We start from the raw sequence: 24,176 nt of genomic DNA on the forward strand, positions 1-24,176 counted from the left end.
CGGCTGCGGGCGCACCTGCTGGAGGAGGGCCAGCTGGACTCCCTCGTCGAACTCGCCCGCCGCACCCGGCGCATCAGGCCCGAACTCACCGTCGATGACATCCGCTGGCGCGACGGCAAACTCCACGTCACCACCACGATCGGCATGCGCCACGCCAACGGTGAACCCCTCGTCCTCGTCGAGCGCTACGGCCGTATGCTCCTCGACCCCGACCTGCTGGCCGGCATCCAGGGCGCCGAGGGCTGGGAAGCCCCGCACCCACTCGGCCACGCCCACGGCGAACTCCTGGTCCACGACACGGCCCGGAACATGTGGTGGTTCCCCGACGCCGACCTGATCCCCTGCACCCAACCCCTCGGCGGCGGCCGCCACCGCGTCGTGGTCACCGGCGAGACAGCCATCGACCCCCTCACCCTGGCCGGCGGCCGGGCGATGGAAACCGGCACCCACGTGGTGTGGGCAAGCGCCCAACTCCTCGGCGTGGGCCGCAGGGCGAGAGTGACACGCAGCGACGACGGAACGCTCGGTGCAGGCTTCGACGTCGGCTTCGGCTCGGTCAGGGCCGGAGCCCGCCCCCACCTGGTGATCCCGGCCTGGGACGGCCCGGACGGCCAACTCCGCCTCTCCGTCCGCCCACCGGGCCAGGCCACACTCCCGCACCGCCTCTACCTGCGCACCACATCGGCCCCGCCCCTGCGCCGGACGGCCCGCACGGTCCTCCACCGTCTGCCCCCGGACGTACGGCGCCGGGCGAAGAAGCTGGCGCGCAGGGCCGACCCGTGGAGCGGCGGCCGGCCGTAGCAAGCCGCACCGGCCTGTCGATGGTCGCTCACACCATCCACGACGGGCAGCTCCTCAACGGCGAGCCCGCGATGTGGAACTTCTGGCAGGTGAGGCCCTGTGTCGAGCTGGGCGGTTGTGTGTTTAGGGTGAGGGTGAGTGCTTAGGCCACAGGCACACCGCGGGACGCGTCGCGAGCAAGCGTGCGCTCCTGCGGTCCCTTCGTGTCCTTATGCCCTCAGGAGGTGCCGTTGTGATCGACGAAAGCCAAGGGATGTCCGGCCCCTTGCCGGTCGGTCCCCGCACGGACGAGCTTCGTGAGGACATACCCACCGCTTCAGCAGCTGCACTTGAGGTGCGCAACCGGCAGCTCGCGCGGGCCGCGGTCGAACCGGCGCAGCGGATCCTGGTCCACCGCTACCGTCTGGCCGGTCCCGCCGCAGGGTTCGAACTGCTGAAGCAGACGTCTCAGCGCTTCAACATCAAACTGCACACGCTCGCCGATGCCGTGGTGCGCATCGCCGGCCCGGACTCCGGTGCCGTGCAGTGGTTTCCGCGCCGGGTCCGCTTCGTCGCCCCCGCGCTGCCGGATCTGGCGCTGCAAGGGGCGGGGGCCGAAAGCCACGCACTGGTTCTTCGGACGGCGCTGCGGCGGGTCCTGCACGTCACCGAAACCGATATGGGCAACGTCCAGCTCGCCGAACACGGGATGCTGCGCCTGGAGAAGCACACCGGCCTGAACCGGCATTTCACCGACTTCTTCGCCTTCGTCCAGGATTCGACCACCTTGTGCGCGCAAGCTGCCCAGCAGCGTCAGCAGATCACCGTGAAAGACGTCGAATCAGCCGACATCTTCGATGACGATTCCCGCCACGCCATCCTCCAGGCCGGCAGCCGCGCCGCCCACAGCCTCCCCCTGACCAGCCGGGGCCACGTGCTCGGCATGATCTCCTCCCACCACGAACGACCCCTGGCAGGCCTCAGCCGGACACAGCTCACCGCCTTGGAGAAGACCGGGGCCACCGTGGGTCGGTGGCTGCACTGGCATCGCCACACCGTCGTCCTCGACGCCCTGGAACACCTCCACACCACCGCGCGCAATCACCGCTGACCGTTTCGTGGCCAAGTGGCCGGCAGTAGTGGCCCCACACCCGCCCAATCCGGCGAAGGCATGCGGTCAGAGCACTAGCTCAGCAGATCCGGCTCGCTGCGGCTGATGTCTTGCCACATCGGCTGGTAGTTGATCCACGCCACGAGATCCCCGCCCAGCTGCTGCCAGGTCGCCACCGCCGCCCGGTGGTCGATGAGCACGGGCCGTCCGGCGGCGCGGGCCAGCAGCTGCACCTGGCTGGACCGTTCCATCGACAGGAACCACCAGGCCGCCGCATCCACCGAGTCCCCGACGGTCAGCAGCCCGTGGTTGCGCAGGACCAGCGCCTTGCGGGACCCGAGCGCGGCGGCGATCCGGCGGCCCTCCTCGGCGTCGACGGCGACCCCGGTATAGGCCTCGTACAGCGCGTGGTCCTCGTAGAAGGCGCAGCTCTCCTGCGTGAGCGGGTCGAGAAGCTCGCCGAGCGTGGACAGCGCGCGCCCGTGCACGGAGTGGCAGTGGGCGACGGCGACGACGTCGGGGCGGGCGGCGTGCACCTGGGAGTGCACGGTGAAGGCCGCCTGGTTGACGTGGTAGCGGCCGTCGAGCACCTGCCCGTCCGAGTTGGCGAGCACGAGGTCGCTCACGGTGACGTGCTTGAACGGCATGCCGAAGGGGTTGACCCAGAAGCAGTCGGTGAACTCCGGGTCGCGTGCGGTGATGTGCCCGGACACCCCGTCCTCGAAGCCGAGCCGGCCGAAGATCCGCAGCGCGCCGGCGAGCCGCTCCTTGCGGTACCGGCGTTCCTCCTCGACGGAGTCGTGCATCGGCGGCATCGCGAACTGCAGCTTCTCGGTGGGCAGCGGCATCGGCGGAGTGGGCCCGAGGGGCGTCCCGTGCATGTGCTCCTCCAGCACTGGGTTGCTTTACGTGGCGGAAGTTACCGTCGGTCAGCGCAAGAGAACAGGGGTGATTCGTAAAGATGGCGTACCCGGCGGATACCAGACAGAGGATGTCGGGTATCGAAGGAACACTGTCCGGTATGAACTGGGCTGCCTTCTCCGCCGCGGAACCCGACCTCGCCAGGACCGTCGAGGACCGGTTCGCCGCCTTCACGCACCACGTCCTCGCCACGCTCCGCAAGGACGGCTCCCCGCGCACGACGGGCCTGGAGGTCCGCTTCCTCGGCGGCGAGCTCTGGCTCGGCATGATGCCGGACTCGCTGAAGGCGCGGGACCTGCTCCGCGACCCCCGCTTCTCTCTCCAGGCGAACCCCGGCGAGGGCCAGAGCCTGGGAGGCGGGGACGTAAGGATCAGCGGTCACGCGAGAGAGGTCACCGATCCCGCGGCCAAGGCCGCATACGGCGAAGAGGTGAAACCGCCGGAGCCGTTCCACCTCTTCCGCACCGAGCTGACGGAGGTCGTGCGGACCTCCGTCGAGGACGAGAAGTACCTGGTCCTCCAGGTCTGGAAGCCCGGTCAGCCCCTGCGCACGATCAAGCGGACCTGACCTTCAGGAGCGGGAGCCCTACTCCCACTCGATCGTCCCCGGCGGCTTCGACGTCACGTCGAGCACCACACGGTTGATGTCGGCCACCTCGTTGGTGATCCGCGTCGAGATCTTCGCGAGGACGTCGTACGGCAGCCTCGACCAGTCGGCGGTCATGGCGTCCTCGGAGGAGACCGGGCGCAGGACGATCGGGTGGCCGTAGGTCCGCCCGTCGCCCTGGACGCCGACCGAGCGGACGTCGGCGAGCAGGACCACCGGGCACTGCCAGATGTCGCGGTCGAGGCCGGCCGCGGTGAGCTCCTCGCGGGCGATGGCGTCGGCGTCGCGAAGGAGGTCGAGACGCTCCTTCGTCACCTCCCCGACGATGCGGATGCCGAGGCCCGGGCCGGGGAAGGGCTGGCGCTGGACGATCTCGTCCGGGAGCCCGAGCTCCTGGCCGACCATGCGCACCTCGTCCTTGAACAGCTTGCGGAGCGGCTCGATGAGCTGGAACTCGAGGTCCTCGGGGAGGCCGCCCACATTGTGGTGGGACTTGATGTTGGCGGTGCCGGTGCCGCCACCGGACTCGACCACGTCCGGGTAGAGCGTGCCCTGGACGAGGAACTCCACCGCCGGGCCCTCGTCCGCGATGATCTCCGCCTGGGCCTGCTCGAAGACCCGGATGAACTCCCGGCCGATGATCTTCCGCTTCTCCTCGGGGTCGGAGACACCCTTGAGAGCGGTCAGGAAGCGCTCCTCCGCGTCGACGACGACCAGCTTCACGCCGGTCGCGGCCACGAAGTCCTTCTCGACCTGCTCGGTCTCGCCCTTGCGCATCAGCCCGTGGTCGACGTACACGCAGGTCAGCTGGTCGCCGATGGCGCGCGCGACGAGCGCCGCCGCCACCGCGGAGTCCACGCCGCCGGACAGGCCGCAGATCGCGCGCCTGTCGCCGACCTGCTCGCGGATCGCGGCGACCTGCTCCTCGATCACGTTGCCGGTGGTCCAGTCCGGCTTCAGACCGGCACCCCGGTACAGGAAGTGTTCCAGGACCTGCTGGCCGTGCGTGGAGTGCATGACCTCGGGGTGGTACTGGACGCCGTAGAGCTTCTTCTCGTCGTTCTCGAAGGCGGCGACCGGGACGACGTCCGTGGACGCGGTCACGCTGAAGCCCTCGGGGGCGGCGGAGCAGGCGTCGCCGTGGGACATCCACACCGACTGCTCGTCCGGGGTGCCCTCGAAGAGGGTCGAGCCGGACTTCGAGACGTGCAGCGGGGTGCGGCCGTACTCGCGGGCGCCGGTGTTGTCGACGGTGCCGCCGAGGGTGGTGGCCATCAGCTGGAAGCCGTAGCACATGCCGAAGACCGGGACGCCGGACTCGAACAGCTCGCGGTCCAGGCGCGGGGCGCCCTCCGCGTACACCGACGAGGGACCGCCGGAGAGGATGATCGCCGCCGGGTTCTTGGCGAGCATCTCCGCGACCGGCATGGTGCTCGGCACGATCTCGCTGTAGACCCGGGCCTCGCGGACACGACGGGCGATGAGCTGGGCGTACTGCGCACCGAAGTCGACGACCAGGACGGTGTCGGGGGCGGCGGCGGGGTTCGCTGATGACACGGGTTGCCTTCCGGCGGTGAGCGAGGTGTGTGTGGTACCGAGTCTACCGGGAGTCGTGGAGCCGGTTCGGGGCCGAGCTCCGTCTCAGGATGCGAACCCGGTTGGACCCTCCCGTACGGCCCGGCATACTGCTGCCATGCTCGCGCAGACGACCTTCCTGTTTACCTATGGCACCCGGCCCGCCGGCTGCCACGGTCGTGCTGCTTGAGCAACTGACAAGCGACTTCCCAGGCGCCCCGGGCCGACAAGGTCCGGGGCGCCTGGTGTTTTCCGGACCTTGCCGCTCCGGGGCACCCACCCCACCCAGGAGCCCCACGTGACCACCACACCGGAAGCGACCATCGCGGACGCCCGTGAGCGCATCGACGCGCTCGACGACCGGATCATCGGTCTGATCCAGGAACGGATGGCCGTCTCGTCGGTCGTCCAGCAGACCCGTATCGCCTCCGGCGGCCGACGAGTCCACCTCGCCCGCGAGATGGAGATCCTCGGCCGCTACCGCGACGCCCTCGGCAGGCCCGGCACCTCCCTCGCCATGACGCTGCTCGAACTGTGCCGCGGTCGCATCTGAGTTCGGGCCCCGCCTCACCCGTACGGCGCGTGACCGCGGCGCGCGCCGCCTCGTTGGTGGTGGTGTCCGTGCCAGCCAGGGGCGGGCCCGACAGAACCACGCGTGGCTCGCTGGAGCGATGAGGCGTACGGATCACGCCGTGCGCCGTGGGACCTCGCTCCAGGAAGTGACCGGACGGCAGGGGACAGCAGCCCGGTCACCCAAGAGAACGGCCGGCTCCGGGGACGCCCGGGGCCGGCCGACGGGACAAGTACCGGCACAAGGCTGGGTCAAGCGGTTGCGGAGGCCGCGTCCATCCAGCACGATGCCTACAAAGCCCCCAAGTCCCGCCGTAGACAACCACATCCGCATTGTGTTGCCGTACTGCCAGAGGTCCAGACCATCCGCGCGCCCCCTGTGCGCCGGGGCGCCGACCCGGGGCAGCCAAGGCAAGCGGCGCAACCCCCCGGCGCCGCTCCCAGGCACCGGCGCAGCCCTGACGTCGGTGCTGAGGAATGAAGGGCCCCGCGGCTCCGTCCCGCGGGGCCCTTCGCCTGCCTGGACTCGGATCCTCGGGTCCGCGGACATACGGACTCAGACCCGGGACACCGTGCCGCAGTCCTTGGCCCGGCCGATGTCCTCGCTGCGGTCGTACGGGTCCCTGGTCTCCCCCGAGGGTGCCGGTTCCGTGGGCTGGGACGAGGGGAAGTTCGGGTGCAGGAAGCCGTCGTACACATCGCAGGACGTGTTGCCGGCGCTCTCGTCGTGGCGCAGGACGTTGAGCCTGCCCGGTGTGACCCGGTACTTGGCCGGGTCGGGAAGCTCGACGTCGAGGACGCGGCGGACGATGGTGCGGGTGACCTCGGTGGTGCCGTCGGTGCGGACGACCGGATAGACGAAGGTGTAGTCGGCGTGCACGGCCACGGAGGCGTGCTCGCCCGCTTTGACCGTGATCCGGCCACGGAGCTTGACCACGTCACCGGCGAGCCTGACCTCGGCGGGGTCGAAGCGGCTGAACATCGACAGCGGGTCGTGCTCCTTGTCCGGCGTGCGCAGGCCGGTCTCGAGCCGGTCGAGGACGTCGTCCTGCCGCGGGTCCAGCAGGGCGAGCGCCGCGGCGGGCCGTTCGCCGCGCAGCGTGGCCGGGGAGAGGTTGGACTCGACCAGGAGTTTTTTGGTCAGCTTCAGGGCCTGGCCGACCTTCGCCACGGACTGGCCGCCCACGGCCTTCGCCTCCGGTACGACGATCCCGGCCGCGCCGTCGGCCCACTGCTTGGCCGGGGAGCCGGCGAAGGGGTCGTCGAGGGTGGGGGTCTCGGCGTCCACGGCACCCGGGGCCGCGGTGGGGGCCGCCGTCTCCATGGGCAGCGGGGAGGACGCGGTCTCGGAGGTCCCGGCGCCGAAGGGATCGCCCGGCACCAGGGACGGCTTCACCGCCACGACGGCCACCACGACCGCGACGGCGACACCGAGTACGCCCCACAGACCCCGTCGGCTCTTCTTCTGCTGCCGGACCGGCCCGGTGCGCCAGCCCTCCGGCAGTTCACCGCGCGCTTCCTGTCGCCGCAGCCGCTCCGTCACCTGACGGGCCCGTGCGGACGGCTCCTTGGGGGCGGAGCTTCGGATGTCCCGCTCGGTATCACGGGCGAACTGTTCCCAGACGTCGTCCGGGATCTTGGGGTCTTCAGACACGTCGGTCAGTTCTAAGGCCTGGGAAAGGCCTTTCACAAGGCGAACCTGTATGTGACTCAGCCCACATAAGGTTTCTGTGAACGCCCGCACAACCATTCACAGTTGTCGCGAATCAAACCTCACGAATCACGGGCCCCACCCGCGCCCCACACGCGGAGGCCTCTCCTTGACGCGTGCCGCGGACGACGCGGCGCACCTGACATCCGAGGTCTTCATGAAGCTTCGTCGTGCACTGGCCGCCGCGGCCGCGACCGCCGCGATCGCGCCGCTGGCCCTGTTCGCCGCGCCGAGCGCGTTCGCTGACGAGTCCCCCACGCCGACCGCGGCCGAGAGCACGCCCGCCGGCGAGACCACCCCGGCGGCGCCCGAAAGCACCCCGGCGGCCCCGGAGTCGACCCCGGCCGGCCCCGAGACCACGCCTGCCACGGGTGAGAGCTCCCCCGCCGCCGGCCAGTCCAGCCCGGCCCCCTCCACCAGCTCCTCGGTGAGCCCGTCCGGCTCCGCGAGTGCCAGCGCCAGCCCCTCCCCGAGCGAGAGCGGCAAGCCCGTCGAGGAGTGCGAGGTCGACGAGGACGACGGCCCGATCTTCAACGACAGCGACGCGCTGCACAGCTCGCTGACCGGCCTGCCCGAGAGCATCGTGGCGGGCAGCGGCTGGACGAACTTCAAGTTCAACGTCAGCAACACCGGCGACGACACGATCAAGGACATTCAGCCCATCGTCGGTGTCGGGGCGGTCGACTGGGACTTCGAGGAGGACTACAGCGACCTGCTCACCCTGCAGGTGAAGCAGGGTGGCGCCTGGGTCGACGTGACCACGGAGTTCGGCGAGGGCGGTGCGTTCAACGCCTTCTCCCTCGACGGCGGCGACTCCCTCAGCTACCAGCTGCGGGTGAAGGTCGACCGTCAGGTCCCGAGCGCGATCGGCATCGCCATCGGTCTCGCCCAGTACTCGGACGACAAGGGCTGCTGGGTCTCCTCCGACGAGAACGCCGGCATCTACTACTTCGAGGTCCTGCCGGCCGGTTCCGACGCGGGCAAGCCGAACGACTCCACGCCGCAGACCGGCGGCAAGAACGTCATCTCCGACGTCAACACCGTCGACGCCGACGGCCAGCTCGCCGAGACCGGTTCGAGCTCGGCCCTGCCGGTCCTCGGTCTCGTCGGCGGCTTCGCCGTCGTCGCCGGTACCGGTGTGGTCTTCGCGGTGAAGCGGCGCAAGGGCGCGGCCGGCGCCCACGCCTGAGTCGTAGCGCGGTAGGCGCGGCTCGGCGCAGACAGGAGAAGGACCCGCACTCGGAGGGGGGTGCGGGTCCTTCTCTTCTGTCTTTCTTGGCGCTACGACTTCTTCGGCACCGCCGGCATCCCCAGGAACGGCAGCTTCAGCGCGCCGAAGGCCTCCGCCGGGACCGCCGGCGACTTGGGCTCGACGGCGTCGAGACGGACGTAGGCCTCGCCCTGCGCCGGACGCGGGTCCTGCTCGCCCTTGTTGGGCCAGTACGACATCGCCCGCTCGGCCTGCGCGGTGATGGTCAGCGAGGGGTTCACGCCGAGGTTGGCGGAGACCGCGGCGCCGTCCACGACCGAGATCCCGGGGTGGCCGTAGAGCCGGTGGTACGGGTCGATGACGCCGGTGTCGCGGGAGGAGCCGATGGGGCATCCGCCGAGGAAGTGGGCGGTGAGCGGGGCGCCCATCAGCTCGCCGACGTTGGAGCCGGCGAAGCCGTTGATGTCGGCGGCGATCGCGGAAGCGGCCTCGGAAGCGGCCCTGATCTGCTTGGGGTTGGGGGCGCCGTGGCCCTGACGGGCGGTGAGCAGGCCCCTGCCGACGCCGTCCGGTTTCAGGTACGTCGTCAGGGAGTTGTCCAGTGACTGCATGACCAGGCCGATGATGGTCTTCTCCGACCAGCGGCGGTTGGAGAGGGAGCGCAGCACGAGAAGCGGGTGCTTCGCGGCGTTCGCCAGCCAGGCCATGGCCCTCGACGAGCCCTCGGCGTAGGGCACCTGGAGGATCGAGAGGCTGCCCATCGAGTTGGAGCCCCTGCCGTAGCGGACCGGTTCGATGTGGGTGTTCTCGTCCGGGTGGATGGACGAGGTGATGGCGACGCCCCGGGTGAAGTCGGCCTTCGGCGCGCCGGTCGCCCTGCGGTAGCGGCGGTTGTCGGTCTGGGCGCCGACCAGGGCCTCGGAGTTGGTGCGGGTGAGCTCGCCCAACCGGTGCGAGAGGTACGGCAGTTGGCCGCCCGCCTTCATGCGGTGCAGCAGGGTCTGGGTGCCGTAGGTGCCGGCGGCGATGACGACCTTGCGGGCCTTGAAAGTGCGGCCCTTCGCCTTGCGGCGGTCGTCGGTGGGGAGGGTCGCGATCGCGTAGCCGCCCTGGGAGTCGTCCGTGACCGACACGACGGTGGTGAGCGGGTGGACGACCGCGCCCGCCTTCTCGGCGAGGTAGAGGTAGTTCTCGTTCAGGGTGTTCTTGGCACCGTGCCGGCAGCCGGTCATGCACTCGCCGCACTCGATGCAGGCCTTGCGGGAGGGACCCGCGCCGCCGAAGTAGGGGTCGTCGACCTGCTCGCCGGGGGCGGCTTTCCACTTGCCCTCCGCGTCCTCGCCGTCGCCGAAGAAGACACCGACCGGGGCCATGTGGAAGGTGTCGCCGACGCCCATCCGTTCGGCGGCCGCCTTGAGGTGGACGTCGGAGGGGGTCATCGTCGGGTTGAGCCGTACGCCGAGCATGCGGCGGGCCTGGTCGTAGTACGGCTTCAACTCCTCCTGCCAGTCGGTGATGTCACGCCACTGCGGGTCCTCGAAGAAGGGTGTCGGCGGGACGTAGAGGGTGTTGGCGTAGTTGAGGGAGCCGCCGCCGACGCCCGCCCCCGCGAGGACCATGACGTTGCCCAGGAGGTGGATGCGCTGGATGCCGAACATGCCGAGCTTCGGCGCCCAGAGGTAGTTCTTCAGGTCCCAGGAGTTCCTGGGGAGCGTCTCGCGGGTGAAGCGGCGGCCGGCTTCCAGGACACCTACGCGGTAGCCCTTCTCGGTGAGGCGAAGGGCGGTGACGCTGCCGCCGAAGCCGGAGCCGACGACGATGACGTCGTAGTCGTAGGTGTCCTGTGGCACGTGCTCTCCTCGTTGAGAACCCTGCTCGGGGCGGGTGTTGTTCCTACTTGAAGCGGAGGGCCTTCATCACCTTCAGGCTCCGGCTCATGAACTGCGCGTACTTCTCGTCGTCCATGCCCAGCGAGGGCGCCATCGGCAGCAGCCGCTGCTGGGCGATCGTCTGGGCCTCGGTGTACTTGAGGATGCCCTCGGAGCCGTGCCGGCGGCCGAGGCCGGAGTCCTTCATGCCGCCCATCGGGGACTGGACGCTGCCGTAGGCGGAGGCGTATCCCTCGTTGACGTTGACGGTGCCGGCCCGCACCCGGGAGGCGATCTCGCGGCCGCGCCTGCCGTCCTTCGTCCACACCGACGAGTTCAGTCCGTACGGCGTGGAATTGGCGAGCTCGACCGCCTCGTCCTCGGTCGTGAAGCGGTAGATCGAGACGACCGGGCCGAAGGTCTCCTCGGTGCAGACCGCCATGGGCTCGGTGACGCCGTCGAGGATGGTCGGCTCGAAGTAGTAGGGGCCGATGTCCGGACGGGCGACGCCACCGGCGACGACCTTGGCCCCCTTGGACACCGCCTCCTCGACATGCCGGGTGACCGTCTCCAGCTGCCGCTCTCCGACCAGGGATCCCATGTCGGCGCCGTAGGCGAGGGACGTGCCGAGCCGCATGGCCTTCGTACGGGCGGCGAAGCGCTCCAGGAAGGCGTCCGCGATCGACTCGTGGACGTACAACCGCTCGATGGAGATGCAGAGTTGGCCGGCCGAGGAGAAGCAGGCGCGGACGGCTCCGGCGGCGGCCTTCTCGATGTCGGCGTCCTCCAGGACCAGCATGGCGTTCTTGCCGCCGAGTTCGAGGGAGACGCCGACCAGTCGGGCGGCGGCACCCTGGGCGACCTCGCGGCCCGTGCGGGTGGAGCCGGTGAAGGACACGTAGTCGGCGTGCCGGACGACCTCGGGTCCGACGACGGGGCCCTCGCCGAGGACGACCTGGAACACGTCGGCGGGAAGGCCCGCCTCGACCAGCAGATCCCGCGCCCACAGGGCGGTCAGGCAGGTCTCGGTGTCCGGCTTCATGACGACGGCGTTGCCCGCGACGAAGGCGGGGAGCGCGTCGCCGACGGACAGCTCCAGCGGGTAGTTCCAGGGGGCGATCTGGCCGACGACGCCACGCGGGTGGCGCAGCTCGGTGACCTTGGTGAGGGTGGGCACGGCGCCGGTGTGCCGCTTCGGCTTTAGATAGGCAGGCGCCTTACGGCCGTAGTGCCGCGCCGCCACGGCAACCGCCTGCACCTCCTCGTGGGCGTGCAGCCGGGCCTTGCCGGTCTCCAGTTGGATGAGGTCGAGGACCTCCGCCTGGCGTTCGAGGATCAGGTCGTGGAAGCGGAGCAGGACGGCCGCGCGCTGCCGTACGGGGGTCTGCTCCCACACCGCCTGCGCCCGGCGGGCCGCCTCGAAGGCCCTCTCCACGTCCTCGGGGGTGGATTCGGGCAGGTCCGCCAGCTTCTCGCCGGTGAACGGCGTGTGGTTGGCGGTGCGGCCGGACCCGGTCACCCCCTTGGTGAGCTGGGCGACCAGCTCCGGGGTGACCACGTCGGCCGCGGTGCGTGCGCCCTGCGGCGCGGGGGCGAGGGGGTTCGTGCCGGTCTTGGCCGGGGCCTGCGCGTCCGTCATGAGCCGCAGGGTATTCGGGAGCGGGGCCTTTGGGTACCCGCCGGTAACGGGCGCTCACGACATACACACACCTTGCCAGTGATGACTGGCGGTAAATGTGCTGATCAGGGCGTTGAGAGGGGCTGATCAGCCGCGTTCGGGTTTTTTCTGCAGCAGGAGGCCGAGGGCGGAGAGTGCGGTGAGGCGGCGGGGCTCCTGGGTCGCGGTGGCCGGGTCGGGGACGTCGGTCGCAGGCAGGGCGGGGGTGGGTGCCGGGGCTTCCAGGGCCCGAGGCGGGGCGGGCGTTTCCGCGGCCCACTCCGGCAGGCTCGCTCCGGCGACCTCGGCCAGCACGCGGGCGGCTTCCTCCGCCGGGGGCCGCTTCTCCGGCTCGGGGACGAGGAGTCGCTCCAGCAGTGACTCCAGCGGACCGGACCGGGCGTCGTCCGCCACGGCCACCCTGAGCACCGCCCCCAACGACCACAGATCGGAAGCGGGTCCGGCGCCGGGCCCCGACGCGCACTCCGGGGCGGCGAACTGGGCGGAGACCTCCCGGCCATCGGTGTGGCCGGCGCCGCCGATCCCGAAGTCGGTGACGACGACGCGTCCAGTCCCCGCTTCGAGCAGGACGTTGGACGGCTTGAGGTCGCGGTGGACGATGCCGACGCCGTGGGCCGCGTGGAGTGCGCCGAGGACGGCGAGCCCGATCCGGGCGGCCTCGGCGGCAGGCAGCGGCCCACGCCCGGCGAGAGCGGCGTCCAGCGACTCGCCCTCCACCAACTCCATGACGATCCAGGGCAGTCCGTCGTCGAGGAGTACGTCATGGATGGCGACAGCCGCCGGGTGGTCGACCCACGCCGCGGCCCGTGCCTCGTGCGGCAGCCGGTGCGCGGCCCGCCGCCGCTCCTCGTCCTCCGGATCCCCGGTCAGCCGGGGCTCCTTGACGGCGACGTACCGCTCGTCCTGCTCATCACGAGCCCGCCACACCGTGCCGCCCGGCCCGGAGCCGACCCGCTCGACGAGCCGGTACCGCCCACCGATCAGACGTCCGTCGGGCGGGAGTTCGCCGTCTTCACTCATGGCACATGAGTACCGTGCGGGTCATGCCCTTGTCTAAGCGGCGGGCTCAGACCCCCGACTTGGGCCGGTGCGGCCGGATCAGCGGGTCGGTGTCCGAGGGAGCGGAGGGCGGGCGGACCACCGCCCTGGAACGTGGCGTAGGGCCACTCCTCGGTGCTGTCGGGTTCCGCGCCGACGCCCGTCACGAAGGCGCGCAGGATCCACCCCGGGCCGTCGTGGCCCAGCGCCCGCGCGGTCTGGCGGTCCTTGCCGGGAGGTCCCTGGATCCGCACGACGGCCTGGAGTTCGGTCCCCGCGGGGCCGACGCGCTCCTCGCGGAACCGCCCTGACCGCGTATCGACCGGGTCAGCCGCTCACGGATGGTCGCCCAAGAGGTGTCCGAGGGCACGCGGAAGGCCTGGAGCTGGATCGCCGTCCGGCCGCGAATGACGGTGACAGCCGCTGGGGAACCGTCACGGGACGTCATGAGCTCCATCTTCACTCCCGGCCCGGTCGGCACCAACAGGCCCCCGAGATCGACCGGTTCACCGTCCCGCGGCCGACCGGCGTCGGACTCCTCCTCCGGCATCAGAGCCTGTCCACCCCCAGATTCGCGATCGCCGTCCGCGCCACCTCCCGCCCCCTGTCCGTGAAGTCCCCCTTGCCGGGATAGCTGACGGTGAGCTCGTACATGTCGCCGGCGGAGGTGCGGTAGTAGAAGATCTGGAGCTCGCGCGGGCGGGGGTTCTGGCTGTCCGTGGTCTCGTACGTGACGGTGTTCGCCGCGGCCTTCCGGCCCTGGTAGGTCCGGTCCTCGGGCCGGGTCTTCGGGGTGTCCGGCATGCTGAGGTCGTAGTCGCCGCTCTCCTTGAACCGGCTGTCGTCGTCGTACATCTCGGCCGCCGCGGAGCCCGCGATGTTGTTGGCGGTGTCCTCGGCCTTCCGGTCCAGCCTCAGGCCGATCCAGATGCCGCCGCTGTAGTCGGCGTACGTGATCCAGTGGGTCTTGTCCGTCTTCCGGTCGGGCGTGGTGGGCCGGTAGTCCGCCGGCACCGCCAGCGTCGCGGCCACGTCCTTGGTGTGCTTCTTCGTCCAGCCGTCCGGCAGCGGTCCCGCGAACGGGTCCGCGATCACCAGATACGCCGCCACCGCGGCCGCGACGACCACCGCGCCGAGCCCGATCCCGAGCCTGAGCCACGCCTTGCGGCCCAGCCGGAGGCCGCCGGCCACCGGCACCTGCACGGTCCGCACGACCTGCGTGGGCTCCGGGGCGGGCGGGTTGGCGGTGGCCTCCAGGAGCGCCCTGACCTGGGCGGCGTTCGGGCGGTGCGCCGGGTCCTTCTGGAGGAGGCCGTTGATGGCGTCGGCGAGCGGGCCGGGCGCGGCGGCCGGCGGCGCGGGAGTGGCGTGGAGGACGGACTGGAGGGTCGCGGGGGTGTTACTGCGGCGGAACGGCGAGACGCCCTCCGTCGCCGCGTACAGGACAACACCGAGGGACCAGAGGTCGGAGGCGGGGCCGGGGCGCTGGCCCAGCACCCGCTCGGGGGCGATGAACTCGGGGGAGCCCACGAAGCCGCCGGTGTCGGTCAGGTTGGTCTCGCCCTCGATCTGGGCGATGCCGAAGTCGGTGAGCACGACCCGGTCGTAGCGGCCGAGCAGGACGTTGTCCGGTTTCACATCCCTGTGCAGGATGCCCGCCGCGTGCGCGGCCTCCAGCGCCCCGAGCACCTCCAGGCCGATTCTCGCCGCTTCCCGTGCCCCGAGGGTGCCCTCCTGCAACGCGTCACCCAGCGAACGGCCCTGCACCAGCTCCATCACGATCCACGGCCGGCCGTCCACGACCGCCACGTCGTGCACGTTCACGACAGACGGGTGGTCCAGCCGGGCCGCGGCACGCGCCTCACGGCGCATCCGCTCGAAGGCGTTTCCCTGTTCGCGTTCGGGAAGATGATCCGGGAGGCGAGGCTCCTTGACGGCCACCTCGCGGTCCACCGTCTCGTCCTTGGCCCGCCACACCGTACCCATGCCACCGTGCCCGAGCTTGGCGAGCAGCCGGTACCGGCCCGCGATGAGCCGGCCGACGCCCGGCTCCGACTGACGGGGCCTGGGAGGTTGCAGAACATAACTCGTCGTCTCGTCGGACTCGTGGCCGACTCCCCCGCTGGTGCTCATGGGTTCATCCATATCGCGCCAGACCCGCGGGCATCCAGAGGTGACGCGTTCCGGTCACACACCCGTGACGTATCCCTACCGTCTCGTGAAGGTGTCGACGGCCACGTCGAAGTGCTCCCTGGCCTCCCGCACCTTCCCGACCGGCGCCGACACCCACACGTCGTACAGCCGCCCGTTCTCCTCCCAGCACATGTCGTAGGTGTGCCGGGCGCCCTCGGCCGCGCTGAAGCCGTCCCAGGTGAACTCCCACAGCGCGGCGGGATGTCCACGGTGCGTGACCGAGGTGATCCGGCCGTCGCGGTAACCGGGGTTGGCCTCCGGCCCCTTGGCGGCTGCTCGCCGCATCACGCCCAGTGGGCCCCCGGGCTGGGGGTCGGTGACCTTGACACCGAGGCGGAAGGTCTCCCCGGCCGACAGATAGAAGACCCGCTCCCCCTGCGGCTCACGGGTGAACCCGTCGGGCACGGCGAGCGCGAACCCGGCGGGGTCCTCGGCGACGTGATATCCGGAGGGCGCGGAGGGCAGGGTCGCGGTCGGCGCGGTGGGCCCAGTGGGCCCGGTGGGCGTGGGCTCCCCTGTCCCGGTGGAGCCGCTCGCGGGTGTCCCGGGCGCCGAGGTGCCGACGGTCGTACGGCCGTCCCGCCCGCCCCGGTCCATCAGCAGCACCGCCGCCGACGCCCCCGCTCCCGCCAGCACGGCGACCAGCAGCGCCGCCGTGAGCACGCCCCGCCTCGACCGCAGCGGCGCCATGAGCACGCTCCGCCTCGGCCGCTCCGGCGCCGGGGAACGCCGTAGCGGAAGATCCCGCTGGGTCGGCGTGTACGACCGCTCGGGCGCCCGGCGCGTGGGCGTGCGGCCCGTCTCCAGGAAGGCCCGCAGCATCCGCTCGGCCTCCACCGCGTCCAGCCGCCGCTCGGGGTCCCGCTCCAGCAGGCCCCGTACGACCGGGAGGAGCGGCGCGGCCTGTGCGGGCGGCCGGATCTCGTCGATGACGACGGCGTGCAGGATGCCGCCCAACGAGTCGCGGCGGAACGGCGATTCACCGCTGAGGGCCGTGCACAGCAGCGCGCCGAGCGACCACAGGTCGGCCTCCGGACCGGTCCTGACCCCGGACATCCGCTCGGGCGCGGTGTACTCGGGCGAGCCGACGAAGGAGCCGGTCTCGGTGAGCGTGGTGGCGCCCGCAACCTGGGCGATGCCGAAGTCGGTGAGGACGACCCGGCCGGTGCCGGACTCGACGAGGACGTTGGCGGGCTTGATGTCCCGGTGCAGCACCCCGGCCGCGTGCGCCGCGCGCAGCGCGCTCAGCAGGTCGGCGCCGATCCGGGCGGCCTCGGCGGCGTCGACCGGGCCGTCGGCGGAGATCCGGTCGGCGAGGGAGCCACCGTCGATCAACTCCATGACGATGTACGGCCGTTCGTCCTGCTCGACGACGTCGTGGACCACCATGATGTGCGGGTGGCTGAGCCGGGCGACCGCGCCGGCCTCGCGCAGGGTGCGCTCGCGCTGGAGCCGGGCGTCCTCGGCGGAGAGTGTCTCGTCGAGCGGGATCTCCTTGACGGCGACCTGCCGGCCGAGCAGTTGGTCGGTCGCCCGCCACACCACGCCCATGCCGCCGCGCCCGATCCTCGCCTCCAGGCGGTAGCGGCCCGCGATCACACGGAAGGTGTCCCCCTCGGTCCCCATGCGCCCCATCATGCCGCAGCGGACGGATGCCCTCCGGGGCGGTGACCGGCCAACTCCATCAGCTGTTCGGCTCCTTCCAGCCCTGGAGCACCCTCGTGAACTGCTTGCTGGTGGTCGGCCAGCTCTCCGTGGGCGCCGACATGTAGATCACGTACTCGACGCCGTCCCGGGACATGTACGTCTCCTCCACGGCCCGGCGCGGTCCGGGGAAGGCTCTGTCCTTCGCCTGCGCGGTCCAGGTGTACTCCCACCGGGCGCCCGGCCGGTCCCGGTAGGTGTTCTCGACCATGCCCACGCGGTGGTAGTCCTCGAGCCCGTCGATCTGCTTCTCCAGGTCGCGCTGGTGCTGGAGGGGATCGTCGAAGTCCGGCGAGGTGTCGATCGCGATCCGGAGGAAGTGCTTGCCCTCGTCCGGGGAGTAGTCGATCTGGGTCAGGCCGTCGGCCGGGGTCCCGAAGACCGAGCGGTCCCAGCCCTTGGGGAGGGAGACGCTGAAGCCCACGGGGTCGGGGTAACGGATCCAGCCGTCCAGGGCCTCGTCCGAGCCCGCCCCCGCCGTGGTGCTGGGCGAGGCGCTAGAGGAGGCGGAGGCCGAGGTGCCGCCCCCGTCCCGCCTCTCGTCCCACTTCTGCAGCGCGACCACGGTCCCCGCGCTGACGACCGCGGCGAGCGCGACGATGAGCGCGACGGAGCGCAGCCTGCGGCGCCTGGAAGGACCGGCCGGGGCCGTCCCGGTGTGGTGCGGCGGGCCGATGACCGTGGGGACGGGGACCTGGGCGTACGGGGAACCGGAGTGGTACGTCGGGCCGAAGCCCGAGGAGTACGACGGCCCCGAGGCCGAGGGATACGAGGTTCCGCCGACCGGTGTGCCCGTCGCCTGTGTGCCCGTCGTCGGTGTGCCGAACCCACTGTGGGACCCGCTGTGGGACCCGCTGTGCGCCCCCGGCTCATGGCGGGAACGCACATGTTGCGTCGGCACATACGCCTGTGCCGCGCTCGGCCGCCGTCCCTCCGCCGCCTCGGCGAGCATCTGCTCGGCCTCGGCCGCCTCGGGCCGCACGGCGGGGTCCTTGCGCAGCAGGGCGGCGATGACGGGCCCGAGCGGACCGGCGTTCAGCGGCTCGGCGGGCTCCTCGTCGACCACGGCCTGCATGGTGGTCAGCGGTGTCGTACGCCGGAACGGCGAACGTCCCTCGACCGCCGTGTACAACGTGGCCCCGAGCGCCCACAGGTCCGCGGACGGGCCGGGGTCGGCGCCGCGGACCCGCTCGGGGGCGAGGTAGTCCACCGAGCCGACGACCTCCCCGGTGCGGGTGATGGTGGTGTCGCCCTCGATCTGGGCGATCCCGAAGTCGGTGAGCAGGACGCGGCCGTCGCGCGCGAGAAGGACGTTGCCGGGTTTCACATCCCTGTGCAGGACGCCGGCGGTGTGCGCGGCGCGCAGGGCCCGCAGCACCCACAGCCCGATCCGGGCCGCCTCGCGCGCCTCGATGCGGACGTCCTCCTTGACGGCGTCGGCCAGCGAGCGGCCCTCGACCAGCTCCATCACGATCCAGGGCCGGCCGTCGTGGTCGAGCACGTCGTGCACGGTGACGACGGCCGAATGGTTGATCCGGGCGGCCGCGCGTGCCTCGGCGCGGGTACGGGCGAGCAGTACGGCCTGATCGCTCTCGGAAACATAGAGCGCGGCGGTCAACTCCTTGATGGCCACGCCCCGGTGCAGCACCTCGTCATGGGCACGCCAGACCCGGCCCATACCGCCCTTGCCTATCGGGTCGGCGAGCCGGTAGCGCCCCGCGAGGAGCAGGCCCTGCATTTGATTCACGTTTCCCCGCAATGCTCTTGACGCAGTCAGACTAAGGACCGGCCCGCGCCGAGGGGAACCAGGGGGGCGTCAAGGAGACCTCACTGTGACGGTTGTCGCTTCCGCGAAGAACGGGTGAACCTGCAGCGCCGGTACGGCGTCCGTCAGCCGGTCACCTGGTACGTGGCCGACGCCTGCTCGTAGAGCCGGGTCACCTCGTCCCGCTCCGCCTCCGGACCGCGCACCTGCACCACGTGGTACTTCCCGCCGATCAGGATCGCGACATTGCGCACGTACAGCTCGCGCCCGTCGTCGCCGGTCCAGGTGAACTGTCCCTCGGCCATGCTCCTGGTGCCGACCTGGATCGACTTCAGGCCGGTGGCGGTGGCCCAGCTGGAGTCGCGGTACGGCTGGAGTTCGGGCTCCTTCTCGCGCTGGTAGACCATGGGATCGCTGCCGTTCGCGGCCGCGGTGTCCCGCCCGGGGACGACGATCAGCTCGAAGTTGCCCTGCGAGTAGACCACCTGGCCGCGGCCGTTCCTCGGGGTGCGGTCCCAGCCGCCGGCCACCGCGACCTTGAAGCCCTCGGCGTCCGTGCGCAGGGTGAAGCCGTCGGCGACCTCGGGCCCGGCGGTCTGGGTCTCGGCAGCGCCGCTGGACTGCGAGGGTTCGGGGGTGGTCGGCTCGGGCCGGGGCTCACCGCCGGCCTCCGGGGACTGCGCCGGATTGGCCTGGCTGGTGGAGCCCGTCTCCTGTGCGGCGCCCTTGTCGTCGGGGTTCGCCTTCGGCATGAAGTACATGGCGTACGCGATCGCCGCGGCCATCACCAGCAGGATCAGCAGCAGCAGGGTGCGGCCGAGGCGGCGCGGTGAGGGGGCGGCCTCCTCCCGGGAGCGCTTGTGCCGTCCGTGCCTCGCGGGCAGCCCGGCACGCCGCCGGCGCACCAACTCGCCCCGGCGCCGCACGATCGGCAGCCGGCTCGCGTCGACGGGCGGCGCGGCGATGACATGGGCGCCGGCCTCCGGTTCGGGCGCGGACCGCACCAACGACCGCAGCCAGCCGCGCAGTTCCTCGAAGTCCAGCCGCTCGGTCGGGTCCTGCCGCAGCAGCGACTCCACGACCGGCCTGAGCGGCCCGCACTCCTCCGCGAAGGCGGGCGGCTCGGCGCACACCAGCTGCACCAGCTCGGCCGTCGACTCCTCGGGATAGGGCGCGTGCCCCTGGACGGCCCGGAACAGCAACGCCCCGAGAGCCCACAGGTCGGTCGCGGGCCCGATGGGCGCGGCGAGCTGCCAGTTCTCGTGCACCGGCCCGGCCTGCTCCGGCGCCCATCGCTCGGTGACGGGGCCCACCACGGCCATCCGTGCCTGCCGGGCCCGCTCGGCGGCGAGCGCGGTGGCGGGGCCGCGGCGGGCGGGGGCACCGCTCGGCCGCAGGTCCTCCCAGCGGGCGGGCTCGGACGCGGCGACCGCATCGCGCGGCACCGCCCCGTGCCAGGGGGTGGGACGCACTCCGTAGGGATCGGCCGTCCGCCCCGCCGCCCCGGCGTCGGGCACGTGCTCGACACCGTCCACGGCCGGATACGGCGACTGCGCAAGCCCGTTGGCGGAGGGATACGGCGACTGCGGTGGCTGTGGCACGACGTTGGGCTGTACGGCGGGGTCGGCGTCCCGTGTGCGTACGGCGGGGTCGGCCTCCGGTGCCGGGCGGGCTCCGGGCAGGGCGGTCCTGCCGCTCTGCGCCTCCTGGACCCGGGCCGCCGCCCGTGCGCCCGCGCGGTACGCGGCGATCGCTCCGGCCCGCGCCGCGCGGATGTCCGTACCGCTGTCGGGCTCCCTGCGGACGAGTTCGGCCGACGCCCCGGTCCCGTTCGCCGCCTCCACCCCGGCGCTGGGCAGCCCACGGGCCTCCCGCGCCTCGATGGCGGCCCGCCGGGCGGCCTCGGGATCGCCTCCACCGAAGGTGAGCGCACTGCCCGGACCCGGTCCGGTGCTCTGGGCGCCCAGTCCGAAGGCCGCACCGGCCCCACTCTTGCCGAGAGCCGTACGAGCGCCGGCCGCCCCTCCGGGTACCCCGGCTCCACCGGCCCTGCCCGTCGCCTGGCCGGGAACCACGTGTCCACCCGGTGCACCACGCCTGTCGGCCCCGGCGCCCGGACCGTCGTCCGCCCCGGGCCCGAACTCCTCGCCCCCGGCGCCCCATTCACCCGCCTCGGCCGGCACCGGGTCATAGCCGCACAGTGCCTCCTCGGCCGCGCCGACCGCCAGGCCGGTCAGCATGACGCGGCCGTCGTCGCAGACCAGCACCGTACGGGCGGTGATGTTGCGGTGCACCCAGCCGTGCGCGTGCAGCACCCGCAGCGCCATGAGCACGTCGGAGGCGACCTCGGCCGCCCGGTACGGCGTCAGCGGCTTCTCGGCCAGCAGCGCCGCCAGCGGCCGCGCGGGCACCAACTCGCTGACGATCCACAGCGAACCGCCCTCGGCGAACACGTCGAAGACCTGGTCGAGCCGCGGATGGTCGGGGATCCGGGCGGCGGCCTGCGCGGCCTCGACGGCCCGCCGCACGGCAGGCTCGGTGGGCCGGCGTGCGCCGCGCCTCCCCGGGGCCCGCCGCGCGTCCCGGGGTTCCCGGGCCGTGAACCCGTCGGGCAGCCCCTCGGCGTCGAGCACCTCCGCCTCGACGACCTCGGGCAACGGGACCTGCCGGACCAGGACTTCCTGCCCGCTGTAGGTGTCGAAGGCGCGCGTCTCGGTGAGTTCGTACTCGTCGGACGGAGGCAGCGGCAGGCGGTAGCGGTCGGCGAGCACCCGACCCGCATAGTCGTCCACGTTGCCTCCCCCGGCCGCCCGGTTGGTCAATTCCGTTCGCCTCGCGGCCCGTTCCGCACCCGAACCTGGATGCGGACGGTCCACGAACCTTCACGATACGTGCCGGAGGCAACCCGCAAAGAGGGGATTCCAGATCTCAGGCTTCAAACACATGACCGTTTACCGCACAGCGCTTCACGACTTCGGTTCGAAGGTGCGAGCGAGCGTGTGCCATGTGTCCTTGCGCAGCTCAGTGCCCCAGTTCGCGGCTTTCGCGGTGTACATCAGGGCATATCCGAGATGGCCGTTCACGACGAACCCACGGTCTATGGTCCGGTACTTCGTCCCGCTCTCCGCATAGGTGAACTCCCAGTCGGCCGCGTTCCAGCCCCGGTAGCCCACCTTCTCTATGCGGATCTTGGTGTACTGCGCGCGGCGCATGCCCTGTTCCTGGCTCTTCCAGTCCGCCACCGGGTCACCCTTGGGCGTGCTGGTCCAGGCGATGAGCAGCTTCTGCCCCTCGGGCCCGGTGAACCGGTCGCCCGCGGAGCTGCTGGTCCGGAACTTCCACCCCTCGGGCAGCCCGATCGAGTACCCCTGGCTCCCCGTGTACGTCGAGGCCACCGCACCGTCATCGGCGGAGCCCCCCGAACCGGAGGCCCCTTCCGAAGTCCGGCCGCTCTCCTCCGTGCTGGGCGTGTTCGCGGCCCCCGCGCCCGTCTCCGGCGAAGCGGACCCGGTGGAGGACCCGTCGGTCCCGGTGCCCCCGCTCTTGTCCTCCTTGGTGCCGGCACTGGAGCTCGCGCTCGCCGTCACCTTGGCGCCGCCGCCCTTCGCCCCGTCGCTGCCGTCGTCCCCGCCGAGCGTGAGGGCCAGCACGGTACCGATGACGGCCAGCGCCACGACCACGGCGATGATCACCAGCGTCCGCCGCGGCACCACGTCGGTCAGCGGCGCCCTGGGCACCGGCCTCGGAGCCAGGTCCGGCGGCGGCGTCATCACGGGCCACCCCGAACTCCGCCCGCCGGAGACCGCGTCGGCCTCCCGCGTCTTCGCGTCCCGGACCCCGGCCGCCCCAGTGGTGGCCGACGTCGAAGCGGGCGCCGAAGCCGATGCCGGGGCCGGGGGCGCCTCCGACGCGGAAGGCGCCGGGGAAGCGGGAGAGGCCGAAGCAGCCGGGGAGGCCGGAGCCTTGGAGGGGGCCGGAGCCGCCGAAGCAGCCCCGGAAGCCTGGGCGGGCACCTTGCCGCCACGCGAACCCGCCTCACCCGAACCCGACCCGCCCGAACCCGCCGTGCCACTCCCGGACTTGGTGAGGGACACGGCCGCGGACGTCGCCGCCGCCCCGGCCGCCTTGCGCACGGAACGCAGCGCCCCGCGCAGCCGCTCCCCGCCCGCCCGCTCCTGCGGCTGCGCCGGCAACGGCACCACCCGGGTCGCGTCGGCCGCCGGCTCCGGTTCGGAGTGCTTCGGCTCGGGGGCGTGGATCACCGCGGTGAGCATGGCCCGCGCGCGGACGTCGTCGAGCCGCTGGGCGGGGTCCTTGGTGAGCAGGCCGTAGATGACGTCCTTGAGCGGACCGGCGTTCTTCGGCTCCTCCAGCGGCTCGGTCATCACCGCCGTGAGCGTCGCGATCGCGGACCCCTTGTCGTACGGCGGGGCGCCCTCGACCGCCGCGTACAGCAGCCCGCCGAGCGACCACATGTCGGCCGCGGGCCCCGGCTTGTGCCCACGGGCCCGCTCCGGGGAGATGTAGGAGGGGGCGCCGACGAGCATGCCGGTGGAGGTGATGGACGGGTCGCCCTCGACCTGGGCGATGCCGAAGTCGGTGAGTACGACCCGGCCGTCCTCGGAGATCAGCACGTTGGACGGCTTCACGTCCCGGTGCAGGATGCCCTCGCGGTGCGCGGACCTGAGCACGTCGAGGATCGCGAGGCCCACCTCCGCCGCGCGCTTGGGCTCCAGCAGCCCGTCCTCCCGGATGACCTCGGCGAGCGACTTGCCCTCGACGAGCTCCATCACGATCCACGGCCGGTCGTCCTCGTCGACCACGTCGTACACGGTCACCGCGCTGGTGTTGCGGATCCGCGCGATCGCCTTGGCCTCACGCAGCGTGCGTGTGATCAGCCGGCGCTTCTCGTCCTCGTCGATGCTGGACGGGAACCGGAGCTCCTTGACGGCCACCGTCCTGCCCAGGGTCTCGTCCTCGGCCCGCCACACCGTGCCCATGCCTCCGCGGCCGAGCACTCCTCCCAGCCGGTACCGCCCGGCGAGGAGACGCTCGCTCTCGTCCTGCCGGGATGCTCCCGCCCGCTCCGCGTCCGACATGCGTCCCCTCATGAACCCGCCCTGACAGAGCCTCCATTGTCCCTCACCCGACAAGTGCCCGACGCCCAGGGGTGTCGGGTCGGTTTGTGGGGCGGGTGCGGGTCAGTGGGGGCTGGTCGCACAGTTCCCCGCGGTGCCGCTGCGCTCGGTTTGAGCGGGGCGCCCATGGGGGTTCCGGGTCGGGTTGTCGGGCGGGCGCGGGTGCATCGTGGCTGGTCGCGCAGTTCCCCGCGGTGCCGCTGCGCTGGGCTTGAGCGGGGCGCCTGTGGGGGTGCCGGGTCAGGTCGTCGGACGGTTGCGGGCAGGTGGGGCCTGGTGGCGCAGTTCCCCGCGCCCCTGGGTGGGA

At 71.9% G+C, this 24,176-nt stretch carries 15 protein-coding genes and 2 pseudogenes; 5 read left to right on the forward strand and 12 right to left on the reverse strand.

Annotated features, from left to right (window positions below):
- Together ACZ39I_RS30775 and ACZ39I_RS30780 are read left to right on the forward strand one after the other, a co-directional pair.
- Window positions 1–801, forward strand: a pseudogene (locus ACZ39I_RS30775) (glycosyltransferase family 2 protein); the annotation flags it as partial.
- A 232-nt stretch (window positions 802–1,033) separates the two neighbouring features.
- The gene (locus ACZ39I_RS30780; protein ID WP_467248100.1) at window positions 1,034–1,891 is read left to right on the forward strand and encodes an ANTAR domain-containing protein; all 858 of its coding nucleotides are present in this window, start codon (window positions 1,034–1,036) and stop codon (window positions 1,889–1,891) included.
- 74 nt (window positions 1,892–1,965) lie between these two features.
- On the opposite strand, the gene ACZ39I_RS30785 is transcribed toward ACZ39I_RS30780, so the two are convergent.
- A complete protein-coding gene (locus ACZ39I_RS30785) occupies window positions 1,966–2,772 on the reverse strand; it encodes a class II aldolase/adducin family protein (protein ID WP_467248103.1) in 807 nt (268 codons plus the stop codon).
- Between the two features lie 140 nt (window positions 2,773–2,912).
- Here ACZ39I_RS30785 and ACZ39I_RS30790 point away from each other — a divergent pair, with 140 nt between their 5' ends.
- Window positions 2,913–3,380: a pyridoxamine 5'-phosphate oxidase family protein gene (locus ACZ39I_RS30790; protein WP_467248105.1), complete on the forward strand. Its 468-nt coding sequence runs from the start codon at window positions 2,913–2,915 to the stop codon at window positions 3,378–3,380.
- A gap of 18 nt (window positions 3,381–3,398) precedes the next feature.
- Here ACZ39I_RS30790 and guaA read toward each other — a convergent pair whose 3' ends face one another.
- Complete coding sequence (gene guaA, locus ACZ39I_RS30795) at window positions 3,399–4,976, reverse strand: glutamine-hydrolyzing GMP synthase (RefSeq protein ID WP_467248107.1); 1,578 nt, start codon at window positions 4,974–4,976, stop codon at window positions 3,399–3,401.
- A gap of 316 nt (window positions 4,977–5,292) precedes the next feature.
- On the opposite strand from guaA, the gene ACZ39I_RS30800 reads away from it, so the two are divergent.
- A complete protein-coding gene (locus tag ACZ39I_RS30800) occupies window positions 5,293–5,547 on the forward strand; it encodes a chorismate mutase (RefSeq protein WP_390003735.1) in 255 nt (84 codons plus the stop codon).
- 573 nt (window positions 5,548–6,120) lie between these two features.
- Here ACZ39I_RS30800 and ACZ39I_RS30805 read toward each other — a convergent pair.
- A complete protein-coding gene (locus tag ACZ39I_RS30805; RefSeq protein ID WP_467248110.1) occupies window positions 6,121–7,218 on the reverse strand; it encodes a hypothetical protein in 1,098 nt (365 codons plus the stop codon).
- Window positions 7,219–7,432: 214 nt separating this feature from the next.
- Here ACZ39I_RS30805 and ACZ39I_RS30810 point away from each other — a divergent pair, with 214 nt between their 5' ends.
- Window positions 7,433–8,464 carry an LPXTG cell wall anchor domain-containing protein gene (locus ACZ39I_RS30810; RefSeq protein WP_467248497.1) on the forward strand — a complete coding sequence of 344 codons (1,032 nt, stop codon included), beginning with the start codon at window positions 7,433–7,435 and terminating at the stop codon, window positions 8,462–8,464.
- A 92-nt stretch (window positions 8,465–8,556) separates the two neighbouring features.
- Here ACZ39I_RS30810 and ACZ39I_RS30815 read toward each other — a convergent pair whose 3' ends face one another.
- The 9 genes and pseudogenes from ACZ39I_RS30815 to ACZ39I_RS30855 form a co-directional block, all read right to left on the reverse strand.
- A complete protein-coding gene (locus ACZ39I_RS30815; RefSeq protein WP_467248112.1) occupies window positions 8,557–10,335 on the reverse strand; it encodes a GMC oxidoreductase in 1,779 nt (592 codons plus the stop codon).
- Between the two features lie 43 nt (window positions 10,336–10,378).
- Complete coding sequence (locus ACZ39I_RS30820; protein WP_467248114.1) at window positions 10,379–11,992, reverse strand: succinic semialdehyde dehydrogenase; 1,614 nt, start codon at window positions 11,990–11,992, stop codon at window positions 10,379–10,381.
- A 126-nt stretch (window positions 11,993–12,118) separates the two neighbouring features.
- Window positions 12,119–13,051: a serine/threonine-protein kinase gene (locus tag ACZ39I_RS30825; protein ID WP_467248116.1), complete on the reverse strand. Its 933-nt coding sequence runs from the start codon at window positions 13,049–13,051 to the stop codon at window positions 12,119–12,121.
- Window positions 13,048–13,619 (reverse strand): annotated as a pseudogene (locus tag ACZ39I_RS30830) (DUF3710 domain-containing protein). Before ACZ39I_RS30830 ends, ACZ39I_RS30825 begins: the two are co-directional and overlap by 4 nt.
- Window positions 13,619–15,202: a serine/threonine-protein kinase gene (locus ACZ39I_RS30835; RefSeq protein WP_467248118.1), complete on the reverse strand. Its 1,584-nt coding sequence runs from the start codon at window positions 15,200–15,202 to the stop codon at window positions 13,619–13,621. The pseudogene ACZ39I_RS30830 and the gene ACZ39I_RS30835 overlap by 1 nt, the downstream one beginning before the upstream one ends.
- Window positions 15,203–15,277: 75 nt before the next feature.
- Window positions 15,278–16,888, reverse strand: coding sequence for a serine/threonine-protein kinase (locus ACZ39I_RS30840; protein ID WP_467248120.1), 1,611 nt, complete (start codon window positions 16,886–16,888; stop codon window positions 15,278–15,280).
- Window positions 16,889–16,946: 58 nt separating this feature from the next.
- Complete coding sequence (locus tag ACZ39I_RS30845) at window positions 16,947–18,704, reverse strand: serine/threonine-protein kinase (RefSeq protein WP_467248122.1); 1,758 nt, start codon at window positions 18,702–18,704, stop codon at window positions 16,947–16,949.
- A 152-nt stretch (window positions 18,705–18,856) separates the two neighbouring features.
- A complete protein-coding gene (locus ACZ39I_RS30850; protein WP_467248124.1) occupies window positions 18,857–21,523 on the reverse strand; it encodes a protein kinase in 2,667 nt (888 codons plus the stop codon).
- A gap of 174 nt (window positions 21,524–21,697) precedes the next feature.
- Entirely contained in the window at window positions 21,698–23,830 is a 2,133-nt protein-coding gene (locus ACZ39I_RS30855; RefSeq protein ID WP_467248498.1) for a serine/threonine-protein kinase, read from the reverse strand.
- Between the last annotated feature and the right edge of the window lie 346 nt (window positions 23,831–24,176).

The organism is Streptomyces sp. NPDC024687, assembly GCF_055559055.1.